The sequence below is a fragment of the Priestia sp. D51 genome (assembly GCF_053345675.1).
In genome coordinates, this window is the sequence record NZ_JBLTIR010000003.1 from 197699 (window position 1) to 215745 (window position 18047).

The following is an 18047-nucleotide window of genomic DNA, read 5'->3' on the forward strand; positions in this document are numbered from 1 at the left end:
AAAAACGAAAATGAAATCCCGCTTTATGAAAGCGCTTTAAAATAAAAAGTTAATGAAGTGATGAGGTGATTTTAATGAAAAGAGAAATTGAACAGGAAATGTCTTACTTACAGGTCACTGCAAAAGAGCAGTTACACGAGTGGGTAGAGCAAATAAAAGAATTTTCGTCAGAAGGAAAAACGGCTGATTATATCCCCGCTCTGAAAGATATGGACTCGTCTCAATTAGGTATTTGTTTGATTGGTGCTGACGGAACGGTTATCCAGTCTGGGGATTATGAAGCGGTATTTACTCTTCAAAGTATTTCTAAAGTCATTAGCTTTATAGCAGCTTGCTTATGCTGCGGCATTCCCTACGTACTAGAGAGAGTAGATGTAGAGCCAACTGGAGATGCATTTAATTCTATTATAAGACTGGAAATGCATAAACCAGGAAAGCCGTTCAATCCTATGATTAATGCCGGTGCTTTAACGGTTTCATCTCTTTTATCTGGAGAGACGGCAAAAGAAAAACTAAGCTATTTGTTTGATGTAATAACAATGCTTACTGGGAAAACACCACTGATTAATGAAACCGTCTTTGAATCAGAATGGCAAACGTCTCATCGAAATCGTGCGCTTGCCTACTATTTAAAAGAAACAAACTACTTACAAGGAGAAGTAGAAGAAGTTCTAGAGGTTTACTTAAAGCAGTGCTCAATTGAAGTAACGACTGAAGATATTGCGCTGATCGGATTAATTCTGTCATTAGACGGATATCATCCAGTGTTTCACAAACAAGTAATTCCAAAAGAAGTAGCTAAATTAACAAAAGCGCTTATGCTTACATGCGGTATGTATAATGCCTCAGGAAAATTTGCGGCATTTGTTGGTATGCCAGCTAAAAGCGGTGTATCAGGAGGAATCATGTCATTGGTGCCACCTAATACGAAAAAGCAGTCTCCATTTCCAGACGGATGCGGTATCGGAATTTACAGTCCAGCTATTGATGAGTACGGGAATAGCGTAAAAGGCGTTACGCTGCTAAAAAAAATCGCAAAAGAATGGGATTTGAGTATTTTTTAGTCTATTTACGTACTATTCATTCGCTTCAATAATATAAACACCAAGAGAAAAAACTTTCATGTTTTGCATTTGTTCTACCAAATTTTTTAATGAGGTGATAGGCGTGCAACAAGCAATCGAAAGTGTAATTAGTGTCATCAATGATTTTTTTTGGTCGAATTTATTAATTATTTTACTTGTATCAATCGGTATTTATTTTACGATCCGCTCTCGTTTTTTGCAGTTTCGCATGTTGAAAGAAATGGTACTTGTTTTGAAAGAAGGACGAGCGGCTAAAGATGGGGGAGTCTCCCCGTTTCAAGCTTTCTGCATAAGCATGGCAGCTCGAGTAGGAACAGGAAATATTACCGGTATAGCGATTGCTATTGCTCTTGGTGGCCCGGGTGCTGTATTTTGGATGTGGATTATTGCCATTATCGGTTCAGTATCAAGTTTTGTAGAAAGTACACTCGCTCAAATCTATAAGGTAAAAGGGTCAAACGGATTTCGAGGAGGACCCGCTTACTATATGGAAAAAGGGTTAAATAAAAGATGGATGGGCGGGCTATTTGCTGTACTCATTACACTGTCATTTGGCCTGGTGTTTAACGCTGTGCAATCTAATACGATTACGCTGGCATTTGAGAACTCTTTCGGAACGAGCCGCTTATTGATTGGGATTATTATGACAGTTATATTTGCGATAATTATTTTTGGCGGGATCAAACGCATCGCTAAGATATCGGAATACATCGTTGTCGTATTAGCCGTTTTATACATTGGAATGGCTCTGTTCATCATCTTTAAAAATATTGATCAAATGCCTGCTGTTCTATCTCTAATTGTGAAAAATGCATTTGGATTTGAACAGGCGCTTGGGGGATCAATTGGTGCAACGTTAATCAACGGAGTAAAGCGCGGACTGTTTTCCAATGAAGCAGGGATGGGAAGTGCTCCCAACGCGGCGGCAACTGCAGTGACGAGTCACCCAGTTAAACAAGGTCTTATCCAAGCATTTGGTGTCTTGACGGACACGCTCGTGATTTGTACAAGCACAGCATTTATCGTTCTCTTATCTCCCGCCTATAAGCAGGGACTAAGCGGCATTGAATTAACGCAAGCTTCTCTTAGTACACATATCGGTTCTTGGGCATCAGGATTTTTAGCTATCATGGTATTTCTATTTGCTTTTAGTACGTTAATTGGCAATTATTATTATGGAGAAACGAATATTGAATTTTTAAATTCAAATAAGATGTGGCTTTGGTCTTATCGTGTAGGCGTTTTAGCGATGGTTATTTTTGGGTCGGTTGCTCAGCTTCAGCTTGTATGGAATCTGGCAGACTTATTTATGGGGATGATGGTAGTGGTGAACTTAATTGCTATTTTTCTATTATCGAAAGTGGCGTTTTCTGCCTTGCATGACTATACTCAGCAGAAAAAGGAAGGGAAAAATCCAGTCTTTTATAAAGATGCATTAGAAAACAATCAGAATATTGAATGTTGGGAAAGAGAATCGACTTCATCCCCTTCTGAAAAAGAGAATATTATCTAAAAAAAGTTCAGCCAGTTGGCTGAACTTTTTTTATGCGTTTTTCTTTAATTCAGTTTGCGTAGTGCCTTTAGAAAATAATGTTTCTTTCACGCCATTTGTTGCTGCTTTGGTTTTTGCAGCAAAGATTGGATTTAAAATAAAAACTACGAGTAGGTTAGATAATAATCCCCAGAACCCTTCATAAAGGCCAAATGAATTTCCTGTGGCATGAACGGTAAACGTTACAACCAGCCCTACTACTAATCCAGCAATCGTACTTTCTTTCGATTGATTTCTCCAAAACAGGCTGATAACAATAGCCGGGAAGATTTGTACCATGCCGGATACCCCTAGTAACTGTAGGGAAACAAGTGCTTGTGGGAATAATAAACCGAATAAAAGTGCCAGTCCAATAACAACAAAAACCATAGAACGAGTAACCATTGTTAATGTTTTACCCTGTACATTTGGATTAATTAAATCTCTAAATATATTATTTGCAAATAAGTTAGACGCTCCGATCGCCATGATAGAACATGGAATTAATGAAGCAAGAGCAATCGTTGCATAAGCTAACCCTTGGCCAATGCCACCATATGAATATTGAATCAAGGTTAATAATGCTAATCTAGGATCCGTTGTATCTTGAGGTAATACTTGATAAGCAATAAACCCTAAGAAGATGACTAGAATTAAAACAATATTGTAAAGAGGTAAGAAGACAGCATTTTTACGAAGCGAATCTGCACTTTTAGCAGTGAAAACACCTGTAGCAGCGTGGGCCCACATGAATAAAGCTAAAGCAGATACGAGTGATGCTGTAATAAACCATGGAATGCCCTTAGGTCCTTGTGTTGGGATCGTTAATAGCTGAGGTGCATCCTTTGCAACATTGTCAATCATGTTGCCCCAGCTTCCAAAATGCATAATTGGCAGAGAAACAACCATAAATAACATAATCGCCCATACCAAAATATCTTTAATAATTGCCGTATAAGTGGGACCTTTAATTCCGCTGAAAAAAGTATAAAGAGCCACAAGAAAGAATGAAAGAATAACGACAGCTTTTACATTAATGTAGCCAGTTCCTGCAACGCGAAGAGTATCTTGAATACCGCTAAGCTGAAGATCAATATATGGAATAAGCATCAATACACCTACTATGGCAATTAAAGAGGAGAGAAATTTACTGCTAAAACGTTCTCTAGCATAATCAGCAAGTGTAGTAAGTTTGTGCTTTTTAGCAACAGTCCAAAGTTTTGGAAGAAAAAAGTATGAAATTAAAAAGGCTAAAACAGAGTAAGGAATGGCAAAAAATGCGATGCTTCCTCCTTGATAAGCTGTACTTGTAAGACCTAGGAATGTATAAGCAGTATATAAATCTGCTCCTACTAAAAGCCAGACGAGCAGGCTTCCAAAACGTCTTCCCCCTACAGCCCACTCTTCAACGGAGCTTCTAGATGATTTGTCACGTCCTGCTATAAAGCCAATGGCGATAACGACAAGAACAATTGCTGATGTGATTAAAAGTGCGGTTAAATTTCCTTGCATTATTCAATGTCCCCCCAAGATTTTTGTAAACGATAAATGATAAATGTACACACAGGCGTTAAGAAGACCCATAAAAATAACCATAAATGCAAAATAGGTAATCCAAAAATAATTGGATGAATGTTATTTACAAAAGGTAAAAAAGCGAATTGAGCAATAAACGGAATGATGAATAAAATAAATATTATGAATTTTCTGTTCAATTTTTACTCCTCCTCTAAAATTTATCTAACAATGTTCACTATGATAGCAAGTCTGACATAGTAAAGCAATAAGTTTTTTGAAAATTTCGTTATAAATTACGAAAATTTTTTTAGAAAAACAAAAAAAGGGTATGAGAAGAAGATATTTGAAATGATTAGGGAAGAAAAAGCAGGGGAGAACCTAAGCGCAGTTGCCTTTGAAACAAAAAAAGAACGGAAAAGAAGAAAGGTAGTTTTCTCGATGAGATAAAGTATATTGCTATTGCATTAAAGAAAAAGAATTTGTATGTTCAAATATAGATTTATGGAAGCTATAAAAACGAGCAAATAAAAAAACTAGACAATAAGTGCTTGTCTAGTTCCACCACTCTGTCAATGGTCCTTTGTCGCCATAAACAGGATCTGTTGTAGGAATAGGTACTTGTGCAATTTCATCAAATACGTGAGGGCGATCCGTTTGTTTTCCTGTTCGTAAGTTGTAATCCATGCCCTCTGGATAAGCTCCAACCACTTTAAAATCAGCAGTTGACTGCAGACGCATATGTCCTGTACCTGCAGGGAGTACGAGTACATCCCCAGCATGCACCACGATATTTTCTCCCATATGTCCACCTAGTTTTAAGCGTGCAGATCCGCTAATTACACCTAGTGCTTCATGAGAATTGCTGTGGTAATGGTGAAAATCATATATGCCGCCTACCCAGCTGTTTTTCCAGTTGTGAGAATTAAAAATGCTCTCTACTTTCTCTTTCTTACTAATAAATACGTGTTCATACAACAAAACTGGAAGACGAGGGTGATTTGGAATGGTTCCGTCGTCATCAAAATAAAGAACTTTTACATTTGCATAATTCATAAGCATCCCTCTAACAATCTTTTTTCGTAATTTTCCCTGTTTTTTGCTTGCGTAAACAGAGAAGTTTGCTCGAAGTACTTCATTCGTTGCGAAGTGCATGATATGTAGGTGTTAACGTTTTCCCAAAAGAAGTCTCCCACTTCAAGCGTAGCTAAGTGGTGGGCAGTTTACTTTAGTATCTTTTCTTCATATTGTATATAAGTAAAGGGGCTAGTGCAAGAATTCTATGGATATATAGATGTTAATTCGTATTTTGTAAATGAATAATATATATTAATATAATTTTTAGAAGATGATATGCTCGTGAAGTAAAAGAATCAAATAATAAGCAAGGTTAGAGTTTTAGTTGTTTTTTGTAATTAGGAAGAGATTTTAAGAAGATTTATTCGGAATTTTACGAATAATTAATTACTTTTGTAAAAGTAATGTAAACATTTTTGTGTATTGAGTAATAGTAATGAATGTTATATACTGATAAAAAATATATTCCTATATGTGACTGGCGCAACATGGATGACCATGGGGGAGCATATAGCGTATAAGCCGCGCGCCTGGGCAAACACTTGAGAAAATTTCGCAAGTGTTTTTTTTATTTTCCTAGGGAAGAGGAGTAGATTTGGATGAGCAATATGCAAAGGAAGATGGGAACATTTGCTTTAACCATGACAGGCATAGGTTCGATTATCGGTTCAGGATGGCTGTTTGGAGCATGGAAAGCAGCTCAAATTGCAGGACCCGCGGCTATTTTTTCATGGGTTATTGGAATGGTAGTTATTTTGACCATTGCCCTATCGTACGCTGAACTGGGCGCGATGTTTCCGCAAGCAGGGGGGATGGTTAAATATCCTCAGTATTCACACGGATCATTTATTGGATTTTTGGCTGCTTGGGCTAACTGGATTTCAATCGCTTCAACGATAACAGTGGAGGCTATTGCATCTGTGCAATATATGAGTACTTGGCCGTGGAAATGGGCTCGCTGGACTCATGAATTAGTAGACAATGGCATTTTAACGTCCAAGGGGTTGGCAGTTGCGTCTCTGTTATTATTCATTTACTTTTTTGTGAACTATTGGACGGTAAATCTCTTTGCTAAAGCAAACTCATTTATTACGATTGTTAAATTAATTATTCCTGGTTTAACGGCAGGGGCTTTATTTTTTGCTGGTTTTCATAGCGGGAACTTTTCAAGTGAGCATGGGGTAGCACCTTACGGATGGGCGAGTGTTTTAACGGCAGTGGCAACATCAGGTATCGTGTTTGCATTTAATGGTTTTCAAAGTCCTGTAAATATGGCAGGAGAAGCAAAGTCACCTAATAAATCGATTCCGGTAGCTGTAATTGGTTCAATTTTTATTGCTGGAATTGTATACATTATATTACAAATTGTTTTTATCGGAGCAGTAAGTCCGTCATCAATTGCGGATGGATGGAATCATTTGAATTTTAATTCTCCTTTTGCTGATTTAGCGATTGCGCTTGGAATTAACTGGCTAACAATCGTGTTATACGCAGATGCATTTGTTTCTCCTTCCGGCACAGGTGCTACATATACGGCAACGACTTCTAGAATGTTATACGGGATGCAGCAAAATGGATATTTGCCAAAGATATTTGGTACTCTTCATCCACTTTACAATGTCCCGCGCCCAGCTATGTGGCTAAATTTAGCAGCCTGCTTTTTGTTTCTCTTTTTATTTAGAGGATGGGGTGTCTTAGCAGAAGTGATCTCAGTAGCGACGCTTATCTCCTATATTATGGGACCTGTAGCGCTTATAACATTAAGAAAAACGGCTTCACACTTTTACCGTCCATTTTATTTAAAAGGGGCATCAGTTATTGCGCCATGCGGCTTCGTTTTTGCTTCTTTGACGCTTTACTGGGCAAGGTGGCCACTTACAGGTGAAGTGATTTTTATTATGGCAATTGGCCTGCCAGTTTATTTTTATTACCAAGCGAAAAATAAATGGGTGGGCTTTAAAAAAGAATTTTTAACCGGGGCTTGGATGCTTATCTATTTAGCGTGCATGATTTTTATTTCCTACATAGGAAGCGAAAAATTCGGAGGCAAAAATATTTTACCTTTCGGATGGGATATGCTAGTGATTGCTTGCGTATCATTAGCCTTTTATTACTGGGGAATTAAAAGTGGCAAATCTAACCGATATATGAAAGAAGCTGAACAAATCAATCAAGAAAATTTTAAATCTAAATAAAAAACACGAGCCGGTGCTCGTGTTTTTATTTAGATAAATGGAGAATTTAGACTTAGTTTTTATCAAAATATTGTAAAAAACATAGATTTTAAGGTTTAAGGATTTACACAGAGGGAACCTTTATTTGGGATAAAGTTCTAAAAAAACAAAATAAAGGGGATTGGGCAGCTGTGAAAAAAATGAATGTTTTGGCTTTGGTTTTTGTACTTATGCTAGTATTAGCGGCTTGTAACAGTTCTAAGGAAACGGGAGGATCCACTTCGGCTAAAAATAAGGCGATTGAAGCATCTATTGACAGCGCTTCTTATATTTTAGTAGATAGTGATGAAGGAGCTACAAGTGAAGAAAAGGGGCTGTTGAAAGTTGATTTAAAAGTGAAAAATGTATCCAAAAACAGTATATCTTTATCGGATTACGACGGTGTGTATTTATATGAAGGAGATGAACAATTATCTCCAAAAACGGGAGTGAACAGTAGGGAACTTGGACTAGAAAGCAGTTCATCTGACAAGATTGGCGCTGGGAAGCAAAAAAAATTAATGTTCGTCTTTGAAGTCAAAAAAGATAAAAAGTACAAAATTGGGCTTCAGCCAAAATCATCTGATTATGATGAAGAAATTGACGAAGTAACATTAACACTGGATACGAAGAAATACGCGAAAAGCTATAATAAGCTACAAGACCCAGAAAAAGCTCTGCAAGCTTACACGGAAGTTCTTTACTTAAACAAAGAAAATGTAGATTATGATAAATATGTAACAGCGGACAAAACAGCTGTCATAGAAGAACAGAAAAAAGCGTTTAATGAGGAATTAAAAGGTGCGTTTTCTAATAGTTTAACCGATAAAGCAAAAAAAGATTTTTTTAACATGTATAAAGATGTTTTGAAAGAAAAAGCAAGCGTAAAGACAAATGTGATTGCCAATGCAAATAATAAAGCTGTAGTAGAAGTGGAGTACACTACTGTTAATTTATCAGACTTATATTCATACGTATCGCAGCTTAAGAGAGCATATACAGATGAAACAAAAGATTACGATACAAAACACTCTGAAGAGTTTGCGGCTTCTAAATTCAAAGATATTGTAAATGAATTAGAAACGAAAGAAGGAAGTCGTCCGCTACGAATTTTTATGGTGAAAGAAGATGGGAAATGGACTGTGAAGTCAAGTGACCTATACAGTGACTCTTTAGGTAAAACGTTTGGATCAAGCTACATTCGATAGACAAAAAAGAGGCTAGGACAAAAATAGTTGAGCCCAAGTAAAAAACGAACCATTCATCAATCTGTTTGATGAGTGGTTCGTTTTTTTGCGATGGTGCATATCGTTTTATTTGTTTCGTTCCTTCTAGCAGTTGATTGGAGGGCAAGGCGAAGACTCCTGCGGGAAAAGCGGAACAGGTGAGACCCCGCAGGAGCGTAAGCGACGAGGAGGCTCAGCGCCCGCCCGCGGAAAGCGAAGCCTTGCACGGAAATCAATTGCGGTGTCATAAGCAGTACAGCTCATGTATCTCATTTGTTCGTCTTTCAATTGGATTTATTTCGTTATGTCTCAACCTCTTTTTTGTTTTCTGTAAATAAATCAACGAGTTTTTTGTAAAGCTAAATTTATCGAAATATGCTAGTATAGGTTCATTCATTCTTTTATTCTTATTATGATAGGCATCAATGGAGGTTCTTACTAATGAAAGCAAATTATTGTAAAGATACAAAGGCCGTTCGAACGAGCCGCATTTTCCCTAATGATATTAATAATCACAATACTTTATTTGGCGGAAAATTAATGAGTGATATTGATATGATTGCGTCCATTTCAGCTTATCGTCACAGTCGTACAGAGTGTGTGACGGCTTCAGCAGACTCTATTCACTTTCTGCACCCTATTACGCCTCAGGATTCTGTATGTTTGGAGTCATACGTATCATGGACAGGTCGTTCATCCATGGAAGTGTTTGTGAAAGTGATTAAAGAAAATTTAAAAACCGGGGAGCGTCAAATTGCAGCTACATCATTTTTAACTTTTGTGGCAATGGATGATGATGGAAAGCCCCGCGCAGTACCGGAGCTTATTCCAGAAACAGAAGAAGAAAAATATCTGTTTCAAACGGGGGCAGATCGTGCTGCCACACGTAAACAAGTGCGTAAAAAAAGCAATGAACTAGCCTCAGTGTTGGATTTAGGACAACCTTGGTAGCATAAAAGAGAGGCTGAAAAGTATTTTAGCTCAAGTGAAAAACGAACCACTGATCAGCACGTTTGATTAGTGGTTCGTTTTTTTTTGTTATGGTGAACGTAGGTTTCAGCTGTTTCGTTCTTTCTAGCAGTTGATTGAAAGGAGAGGTGAAGTCTTCCAATCAACTGCGGTGTCACAAGCGGTTCAGCTTATGTATCCCATTTGTTCGTCTTAGGATTGGATTCATTTTGTTATGCCTCATCCTCTTTTTTATATTTGATGAATCTTTCCTCCTAATCGAGAGGAGGAAACAAAATTATATGAAATTTATTTTCGTTCATGGTAATATGAATTTAATATAATTTTCTAAAAAGTTTAAAAAGTACAACATTTATAAAGAAAGGTGTCGTGTCTAATGGTAACAGTAGAAGCAGCAGAAAGACAAAACAGCAGCACTGCCCTGCGCCGTGATGTAAAATTTCTCGGTCAATTGTTAGGGAAAGTTCTGGTTCACCAAGGTGGAGAAGAACTGCTCAACAAAGTAGAAAAAATACGCGAAGTGGCAAAATCACTTAGAGAAAACAAAGATGAAGTCATCTATAAAGAAATAAAAAATGAAATCGTTACTCTTGAACAGCCGATGCGCGCGCAGGTTATTCGGGCGTTTGCCGTTTATTTTCATTTAGTTAATATTGCAGAGCAAAATCATCGAATTCGTCGCAGACGGGAATATCAGCAGCAAGAAGATTCTATTATGCAGCCGGGTTCATTGGAAAGCGCCGTTGTTTCGCTTAAAAATAATGGCGTGGCGCCAGATGTAATTGCTAATTTGCTTCAAACTTTATCACTTGAGCTTATCATCACGGCACATCCAACAGAAGCCACTAGACGAAGTGTCCTTGATATTCATAAACGAATGGCTGAGCTTCTGAAAAACTTGGATAATCCAACGTTAACAAAACGTGAACGTACAGAAATTGAAGAAAGACTGTTTAGCGAAGTGTTAATTTTATGGCAAACAAATGAACTGCGAGATCGCAAGCCAACCGTAATGGATGAAGTATCCAATGGATTATATTATTTTGATGAAACGTTATTTGAAGTGCTTCCTCAACTTCATCAGGAATTGGAAAATTCATTGCAGGAGAATTACCCCGAAGAAAATTGGAAAGTGCCTAATATTCTTCGATTTGGTTCATGGATTGGCGGAGACCGAGATGGAAATCCAAACGTAACTCCTAAAGTAACGTGGCAAACGCTTGTCAAACAAAGGAAGTTAGCTATTCGTAAATATAAAGAGTCGCTTACTCAATTGAGACAAAGGTTAAGTCAGTCTACAAAAAGAGTCGCAGTTTCAGATAATCTTCTTGATTCTATTAATCAAGAAATATCGCTGCTGCCTGAGAAAAAGCGATGGAGAATCAAACACGAAGTATATCGCTGCAAGCTTACGATTATGCTTCATAAATTAAATTTAGTTGGAGAGTCGGAAGCAGGTTATCAAAGGTCGGAAGAACTTTTACAAGATTTGTTTCTCATCAAAGATAGCTTGCAAAAGCATCAGCCTCAAGATTATCAGCTGAAAAGCTTGTGTAAATTAATTCGCCAAGTTGAGCTGTTTGGATTTCATTTAGCAACGCTTGATATCCGTAATCACAGCGGAGAACACGAAGCGGCAATCAAAGAAATTTTCCATGCTGTTTCTTTAGCTGAAGATTATTCAGCGTTAACAGAAGAGAAAAAAGTTGAGCTGCTAGGGAAAGTTCTTCAAGACCCAAGACCTGTGCTATCGTTTGTAGAGAATTACTCTAAAGAAACGCAGCAAGTAATTGAAGTATTTAACATGATACATCGAGCACATAAAGAATTTGGAGAAAGATCTATTGAAGTCTACTTAATCAGTATGACGCAGTCTGCAAGTGATTTGTTAGAAGTCATGGTACTTGCCAAAGAAGCGGGTATTTACCGCCTTCATGCAGATGGCCGCATTGAAAGCAAGTTAAATATAGCCCCGCTGCTTGAAACGATCGATGATCTCACAGCAGGTCCTAAGATTATGGAACAGCTATTTCAATTAGATTTTTATCGAGAGCACTTAAGAAAACAGAAGGATTTGCAGGAAATCATGCTTGGCTACTCAGATGGAAGCAAAGATGGCGGAACGCTTACCGCTAATTGGAAGCTCTACAAAGCGCAGCAGGAAATTCACGATATGGCGAGGAAGTATCAAGTTCGTCTGAAGTTTTTCCATGGCCGAGGCGGCTCACTAGGCCGAGGAGGAGGCCCGTTAAACCGAAGCATTTTATCTCAGCCTGTTGAGACGCTAGGAGACGGTGTTAAAATTACAGAGCAAGGAGAAGTTCTTTCTTCTAGATACTCTTTATATGACATTGCTTACCGAAGCCTTGAACAAGCGGTCTCAGCTCTTCTTACAGCGGCAGCAAATGTTTCTCAAGAAGCTGAACAATGTGATATTCGTACACATGAATGGGAAGAAACAATGGACGAGATTTCAACTGCTTCGTTACGTAAGTATCAAGAGCTTGTTTTCAACGATCCAGACTTTTTAACCTACTTTAAACAAGCTACACCTCTTCCTGAGCTCGGGGCTTTAAATATTGGGTCACGTCCAATGAGTCGAAAAGGAAGTGATCGCTTTGAAGACTTGCGAGCAATTCCATGGGTATTTGCATGGACGCAAAGCAGACAGCTGCTTCCAGCCTGGTACGCTGCAGGTACGGGCTTACAGCATTTAGTAGAGAAATCCGGAGATATACAGCTTCTTCAGCAAATGTATAAAGAATGGCCATTTTTCCGCTCGACCGTCGATAACCTGCAAATGGCTTTAACAAAAGCAGATTTAATGGCAGCAAAAGAATACACAGAAATGGTACAAGATCCGGTTATTTCAGAGAGGATTTTTACCGCTATTAAAAAAGAGTATAATGTTACGAAAGAAATGATTCTTCAAATCACGGGGCAAAAAGAATTAATGGATCATCTTCCTACGATTAAAGAATCTATTAAATTACGAAATCCGTATGTGGACCCTCTAACCTTCTTGCAAGTTAAGGTTATTTCCAAGCTGCGTGAAGATGAGGCTGAAACGTTAAATGAAGAACTTTTAAAAGAAGCATTATTAACGATTAACGGCATTGCAGCAGGATTGCGTAACACAGGCTGATGATACCAAAAGACACCTCAATAAAACAAAAGAGGTGTCTTTTGTTCATTCTTCTCACATAAAGAACTGCCTGTCAGTTCCTTCTCTTTTAAAGAGAACTTCCGTCTGTTAAATAGGCACTGAGAAAAATCAGTGATAAAATAGAGAAGAACTGGTAATATTCTACAAACAAGTGCTAGTGGTGGGGTAACTAGATTGAATATGGAGGACGAGGATAATGGTAAAAAATTCGCAAATCTTCATTGAAGCTGACTCCGAGAATTCTGTATTTATTGGACTGGAATTTTGTGAGTATACACAAAAAATGAATCCTACTTGTTTGTCCAAACAGCATATAAATGTGTTTATTCATCCGGAAGAACTCACTGTGGAATTTAAGAAAACAAAAAGTGATAGAACTATTGATGATTTCCATCTGATGCATATCGTTCCGGTTCATTGCTTTAATTATTTATTATGTTCGATTTTGCAAGGTATTGTTACAGATGTTCAGCTAAAAGCGGTCGGTCATCAAGGAGAAACGTTGTTTGAAGAAAATCTTACATTGAAGTTTCATGAAAAAGCGACGGATTATGAAGAAACGCTCTCATTTTTCAAACATTTAAATCAAGAAATACAAAAACAGACGAAAAAATATACAGCCAGTTATATGAGCTCATGATAAAGAAAGCTGCGGTTTTAAAAACCGCAGCTTTTATTCGTTTAACCGAAAAAATTATGTGAGAGATGCTTACAAAGCAAGAGATTTTTCAGTGGGAAATTGATAAAGTAAAAATAAGAGAAATCAGTGGACAGAAAAGCTTTTAGCGGCTGGCCGCTTTTTATTCAATATGCAAGGGTTATGTATTGAGATTAAAAAAATAGCGATGAATACGTATTGTTATTGTAGATGAAGTGCTAAGGTCGCTCTATCTGCAATTATGTAGAATCTTCGCGCGCTTATAGTCTGTTTTACGGAACGAAAAAGCTGCGGAATTAGAAGAACTCCTTCTATTTCTGCGGTTTTTTTTATAAACAAGAAATAAATTCACTTATCGTACGGAGGCGATGCAGATGATTAAAGATTTAGTATTGGCTAAGGAATGGCTGCCTGCAGCTTATTCACATGATTTAACAGATCAGCCCTTGCAAGTAACGATTTTAGAAGAGCGAGTTGCGCTGTTTCGCACAACTAATGCCATTAAAGCATTTAAAGATTTGTGCATCCATCGCGGTGCAGCGTTATCTCTTGGGAAAGTAGTAGATGATTGCATTGTGTGCCCTTATCACGGATGGAAATACGATGGTGCCGGGGCTTGTGTGAAAATTCCTCAACAGCCGCCGGGAAGAGCGATTCCTTCAAAAGCAAAAGCACAGGTATATGATTGCGTTGAAAAGTATGGGATTATATGGGTGAAGATGAACAGCGAGGCAAGTGATATTCCTCTTCCTCAGTATGACGAATACCTTAACTCCGGATTTAAAACGGTTTGCGCCAACCCTCATACTCTGCAGGCAGCAGCTCCTCGTGTCGTAGAAAACTTTCTAGATGTAAGCCATTTGGCTTTTGTTCACGAAGGAAGCCTTGGACACTCGGATTACGCCGAAATTCCTGATTATAAGGTACATTGGAAAGATAACCGATACATTTCTGACGAAATCGCTGTGTACGCAGATGCAGATGGTACGGGTAACTTTGCGACTATTTATTATACTTTTGAAATTCTTCGTCCTGCCGTTGCAAGGTTGAAAAAAGTGAACTATGAAACGGGTGAAATCTTTTCGATGCTGTTTGCGGTTTTACCTGAAGAGGAAAGAAAGTCGACTGTGTTTGCATTGGTTTCTAGAAACTATTCGTTTGATGCACCTGATCAATATTTCCGTGATTTTCAGCAGCTTATTATTGAACAAGATACGAGCATTGTAGAAAGTCAAAAACCCGAAGAGCTGCCGCTCGACTTACAAGCAGAGCTTCATTTGAATCCGGACCGACTGAGTATTGCCTATAGAAGATGGCTCGGTGATTTAGGAGTGACCTTTGGAAGTGACGTAGGAACAAGATTAAAAAAAGCTGCTCAATAAAAAAGAAGAAAGGAGTCTCCTTTCTTCTTTTTTATGTATGTTCACGGATAAGCTGCTGATAGCTATTAAAAAGGGTAGGATATGTTAAGCGGCTTAAGATGACGCAGGAAAGCGTAGCAGACGCTAGGATAGTAAAAACGATGAGCAGCTGGAATTTGACTGCTTGTATCGGATCTGCCCCTCCAATAATCTGGCCTGTCATCATGCCGGGAAGCTGAACGAGTCCAATTGTTTTTTGGCTTTCTACAGTAGGAATCATGCTAGCTTTGATTGCGGCATTTAAAATACTATGAATAGCTTGTTTAGGAGTTCCGCCAAGCGCCAGAATCAATTGAATTTCGTCTCGCCTTCTATTTACTTCAGCGTCTAACCGATTTAAAAATAAATTGGCCAAAATCATCGAATTTCCAATAATCATACCGCTGACAGGAATGACATATCGCGGAGTAGCAGGGATAATATGTAGGCCCAGCATAACGCTTTGGGTCAGGATTTCTACAATAAAAAGAGTGACAAATACACGAAAGAAAGCTTTAAATCCCTGCTTTTTTTTCTTTACAACATTTTGGGAAGCGACCGTCAGCATCACGAATAAAATGAGAATCATAAAAGCTGGGTGATTCGCGTCAAAAATAAAAGATAAAACATATCCGATCACTAACAGCTGAACGGCTGCTCGAATACTGGCAATGATTATATCTTTCTCGAGTCCTATACGAAAAGATTTTGATAAAAAAAGAGCAATAAAAACAAAAACGATGGTAAAAATCAGTGAAAGTGAACTCATAGAAAGGCTCCTTCAATAAATTGTTTTGTCTCAGCTTTTACAGGAGCATGAAAAAAGGTCTCCGTCTTCGCTTTTTCTACAATCACTCCGTTCATTAAAAGCCAGACTTCCTCTCCTAAACGTTTGGCTTGTTCTAAATTATGGGTAACCCAAATAATCGTTTTATTCTGCTCTTTATGTAAATGAGAAATCAGCTGTTCAATTTCATGAGCAGAAGTGGCATCCAAAGCGGAAGTGATTTCGTCTAACAGCAAAAGATCCGATCCGTTCGACAGCGTGCGCGCTAATGATAACCTTTGTCTTTGACCACCGGATAAATCTCTTGCATCCTGCTCTAACAAGTCAGGGGAAAGACCGGTTAAGGCACAGAGTTCTTCAGGCATAATATCCTGTTTGCCGTGCAGCTTTTGAACAAGCATCATATTATCTCGCACTGTTCCATCAATAACAGGAACTGATTGAAAAGCGATGCCCACTTTTTTTCGCAAATCAGAAATATTCCATTTGCTAATGTCTTTTCCATATACTTCAATACTTCCTTCATCAGGTGCAGAAAGTAAATTGCACATGGAAAGAAGGGTGCTTTTTCCGGATCCTGATGGTCCTACCATCATGATGAGCGAGCCTTGCATCACTGTACCCGATATGCCTTTTAAAACACTATGTTCTTTATCTTTAAATGTTTTATGAACGTCTGTAAATGTAATGGCAGGTATTGAATTGAACGTGTTCATAGTAACTCCTTTTTCATTCGTTTTGTTTATTGTAGCATAAGCGAAAGTATAAAAAGTTATTGGGCGATATAAAAAAAGCTGTGAAAAACCACAGCTTTTAAACAGTTGTATTCACTTTTTGGCTGGCTTTTAAGGCATAATCTAAATCTTCAAGAAGGTCGTCGATTGCTTCTGTTCCAACCGACAGACGAATGAGTTCTGGCGTCACACCCGAAGCTTTTTGTTCGTCTTCAGATAGCTGTTGATGAGTGGTGCTTGCCGGGTGAATAATGAGTGATTTAGAGTCGCCAATATTGGCTAAATGAGAAAATAACTGAACTGAATCAATTAACTTAGCCGCTGCGTTTTTTCCTCCTCTTACTCCGAATGTTAAAATGGCTCCTTGTCCTTTAGGCAGGTATTTTTGTGCCAAAGAATAGGAAGGGTGGGAAGGAAGCCCCGCATAATTTACCCATTCTACTAATTCATGCTGCTCTAAAAATTTCGCTACCTTTAATGCGTTTTCGCTGTGACGCTCTAATCGCAGATGGAGTGTTTCTACTCCTTGAAGAAGTAAAAAGGAATTAAAAGGTGATAAAGCAGCTCCAATATCTCGTAAAAGCTGAACGCGCGCTTTTGTAATATAAGCAGCTTCACCGGCAGCTTCTGTGTATACGAGGCCATGATAACTTGGATCTGGAGTTGTTAAGTCTGGAAATTTTCCGCTCGCTTCCCAATTAAATTTTCCACTGTCTACGATAACACCGCCAATTGCTGTTCCATGCCCTCCAAGAAACTTAGTAGCAGAATGAACGACAATATCTGCTCCAAAATCGATGGGGCGAAGAAGGTAAGGGCTTGGAACGGTATTATCAATAATAAGAGGAATTCCATGTTCGTGGGCAATGTCTGCAACTGCCTCGATGTCTAGCACATTTCCCTGTGGATTTCCAACGGATTCAGCATAAATTGCCTTTGTTTTGGAAGTGATTGCACTTCTAAAATTTTCTGGATTATCGGCGTTTACAAATTTGACGGTAATGCCCAGTTTAGGAAGCGTAGACGAAAAGAGGTTATATGTTCCCCCATATAAACTGCTTGCTGATACAATTTCATCTCCTGCGGAAGCGATATTCAAAATGGAAAAGGTAGTAGCCGACTGACCTGAAGCTACTCCTAGAGCACCAACTCCGCCTTCTAACTCAGCAATTCGCTGTTCAAAAACGTCCGTAGTAGGGTTTACAATTCGAGTGTAGATATAGCCTTGTTCACTTAAATTAAATAAAGACGCAGCATGCTCCGTATCTTTAAATCCAAATGAGCTTGTTTGATAAATAGGTACGGCACGCGAAAAAGTAGCTGGGTCAAGCTGTTGACCAGAATGGATCGCTTGTGTTTCAGGACGAAATGGTTTCTTAGCAGACATTGAAACTCCTCCTTGGATATAAAACTTATAAAAAACATAGGAATAATAAACTTTAATCATAATATACGAATTCCATTGAATGATGTCAAATGATAATTAGAATATTTAGAAAATATAAAAAATATTAATAATGTAATTTAGCATTAAGACATCTCTTTAATTGTTAAAAATACCATAAAAAATATTAAATGTAAGAAAAATGTAAATTAATTTGTATAATTATGTTAGAATATTAGGTGTTTGAGAGTTTCTTAGAGAGCCAATTTTGCTAGAAGACTTTAAAAAATAGTAAAAGGTGG

General features: G+C 38.1%; 15 protein-coding genes and 1 riboswitch. Of the genes, 9 read left to right on the forward strand and 6 right to left on the reverse strand.

All coding sequences use genetic code 11. The annotated features are described in order from the left end of the window. Positions 1–74 precede the first annotated feature (74 nt). Entirely contained in the window at positions 75–1064 is a 990-nt protein-coding gene (locus ACNHOZ_RS12965; RefSeq protein ID WP_028412290.1) for a glutaminase, read from the forward strand. 103 nt (positions 1065–1167) lie between these two features. Continuing rightward, positions 1168–2598, forward strand: coding sequence for an alanine/glycine:cation symporter family protein (locus ACNHOZ_RS12970; RefSeq protein ID WP_028412289.1), 1431 nt, complete (start codon positions 1168–1170; stop codon positions 2596–2598). 30 nt (positions 2599–2628) lie between these two features. Here the strand turns inward: ACNHOZ_RS12970 and ACNHOZ_RS12975 are convergent, their stop codons facing one another. The 3 genes from ACNHOZ_RS12975 to ACNHOZ_RS12985 all read right to left on the reverse strand — a co-directional run bounded on the left by ACNHOZ_RS12975 (position 2629) and on the right by ACNHOZ_RS12985 (position 5286). After that, a complete protein-coding gene (locus ACNHOZ_RS12975) occupies positions 2629–4128 on the reverse strand; it encodes a sodium:solute symporter family protein (RefSeq protein WP_028412288.1) in 1500 nt (499 codons plus the stop codon). Continuing rightward, positions 4128–4331 carry a DUF3311 domain-containing protein gene (locus ACNHOZ_RS12980; RefSeq protein ID WP_033578104.1) on the reverse strand — a complete coding sequence of 68 codons (204 nt, stop codon included), beginning with the start codon at positions 4329–4331 and terminating at the stop codon, positions 4128–4130. The genes ACNHOZ_RS12975 and ACNHOZ_RS12980 overlap by 1 nt, the downstream gene beginning before the upstream one ends. Before the next feature lie 355 nt (positions 4332–4686). Continuing rightward, positions 4687–5286, reverse strand: coding sequence for a cupin domain-containing protein (locus tag ACNHOZ_RS12985; RefSeq protein ID WP_080754378.1), 600 nt, complete (start codon positions 5284–5286; stop codon positions 4687–4689). A 386-nt stretch (positions 5287–5672) separates the two neighbouring features. Further along, a riboswitch (ZMP/ZTP riboswitch) is annotated at positions 5673–5751 on the forward strand. A gap of 56 nt (positions 5752–5807) precedes the next feature. Between ACNHOZ_RS12985 and ACNHOZ_RS12990 the strand changes: the two genes are divergently transcribed. The 7 genes from ACNHOZ_RS12990 to ACNHOZ_RS13020 all read left to right on the forward strand — a co-directional run bounded on the left by ACNHOZ_RS12990 (position 5808) and on the right by ACNHOZ_RS13020 (position 14822). Beyond that, on the forward strand, positions 5808–7403 hold the full coding sequence (locus tag ACNHOZ_RS12990) for an APC family permease (RefSeq protein WP_028412286.1): 1596 nt from the start codon (positions 5808–5810) through the stop codon (positions 7401–7403). A gap of 179 nt (positions 7404–7582) precedes the next feature. Continuing rightward, positions 7583–8629: a DUF5105 domain-containing protein gene (locus ACNHOZ_RS12995; RefSeq protein WP_205689700.1), complete on the forward strand. Its 1047-nt coding sequence runs from the start codon at positions 7583–7585 to the stop codon at positions 8627–8629. A gap of 130 nt (positions 8630–8759) precedes the next feature. Then, positions 8760–8897, forward strand: coding sequence for a hypothetical protein (locus ACNHOZ_RS13000; protein ID WP_167387308.1), 138 nt, complete (start codon positions 8760–8762; stop codon positions 8895–8897). A 191-nt stretch (positions 8898–9088) separates the two neighbouring features. Then, positions 9089–9598: an acyl-CoA thioesterase gene (locus ACNHOZ_RS13005; RefSeq protein ID WP_013055518.1), complete on the forward strand. Its 510-nt coding sequence runs from the start codon at positions 9089–9091 to the stop codon at positions 9596–9598. Positions 9599–9992: 394 nt separating this feature from the next. Continuing rightward, on the forward strand, positions 9993–12761 hold the full coding sequence (ppc, locus tag ACNHOZ_RS13010) for a phosphoenolpyruvate carboxylase (RefSeq protein ID WP_168760358.1): 2769 nt from the start codon (positions 9993–9995) through the stop codon (positions 12759–12761). A 217-nt stretch (positions 12762–12978) separates the two neighbouring features. Then, a complete protein-coding gene (locus ACNHOZ_RS13015; protein ID WP_221833195.1) occupies positions 12979–13422 on the forward strand; it encodes a hypothetical protein in 444 nt (147 codons plus the stop codon). Between the two features lie 392 nt (positions 13423–13814). Continuing rightward, positions 13815–14822, forward strand: a complete 1008-nt coding sequence (locus ACNHOZ_RS13020; protein ID WP_028412092.1) for an aromatic ring-hydroxylating dioxygenase subunit alpha — start codon at positions 13815–13817, stop codon at positions 14820–14822. Between the two features lie 31 nt (positions 14823–14853). Here ACNHOZ_RS13020 and ACNHOZ_RS13025 read toward each other — a convergent pair whose 3' ends face one another. The 3 genes from ACNHOZ_RS13025 to ACNHOZ_RS13035 all read right to left on the reverse strand — a co-directional run bounded on the left by ACNHOZ_RS13025 (position 14854) and on the right by ACNHOZ_RS13035 (position 17748). Beyond that, positions 14854–15609 (reverse strand): ABC transporter permease, encoded by a 756-nt coding sequence (locus tag ACNHOZ_RS13025; RefSeq protein WP_028412093.1) that lies wholly within the window; start codon positions 15607–15609, stop codon positions 14854–14856. Next, positions 15606–16343 (reverse strand): ABC transporter ATP-binding protein, encoded by a 738-nt coding sequence (locus ACNHOZ_RS13030; protein ID WP_221833193.1) that lies wholly within the window; start codon positions 16341–16343, stop codon positions 15606–15608. Before ACNHOZ_RS13030 ends, ACNHOZ_RS13025 begins: the two co-directional genes overlap by 4 nt. Positions 16344–16440: 97 nt before the next feature. Beyond that, a complete protein-coding gene (locus ACNHOZ_RS13035; protein WP_028412095.1) occupies positions 16441–17748 on the reverse strand; it encodes a homocysteine synthase in 1308 nt (435 codons plus the stop codon). Between the last annotated feature and the right edge of the window lie 299 nt (positions 17749–18047).